Source organism: Pseudoalteromonas sp. SIMBA_162 (genome assembly GCF_046535955.1).
Lineage (GTDB): Bacteria > Pseudomonadota > Gammaproteobacteria > Enterobacterales > Alteromonadaceae > Pseudoalteromonas > Pseudoalteromonas marina.
The window spans coordinates 1-238 of sequence record NZ_JAWJBQ010001162.1 but is presented as its reverse complement, the minus strand read 5'-3'; the positions used below and the strand labels follow the sequence as shown (position 1 = coordinate 238).

At 69.3% G+C, this 238-nt stretch carries 1 pseudogene; it reads right to left on the bottom strand.

The annotated features are described in order from the left end of the window. Window positions 1-238: pseudogene (gene murD / locus R0J88_RS23330) on the bottom strand (UDP-N-acetylmuramoyl-L-alanine--D-glutamate ligase); the annotation flags it as partial.

Genomic DNA, 238 nt, shown 5'->3' with positions numbered 1-238 from the left:
CTGGCCGCCGGCCAGCAATATCAGCTTGCCCTCGAGCGTCGGGCCGAGACCAGCAATCGCCGCCAGCGTCGCCCCGACATTGGTGCCCTTGGAATCATTGATCCAGCGCACGCCCGCCACCTCGGCGATCAGCTCGCCGCGATGCGGCAGCCCCGCGAAGCTTGCTAGCTCGGCGACCATCGCCGTCTCGTCGAGGCCGATTGCGGTGCCCATCGCGAGTGCCGCCAGCGCATTGGCC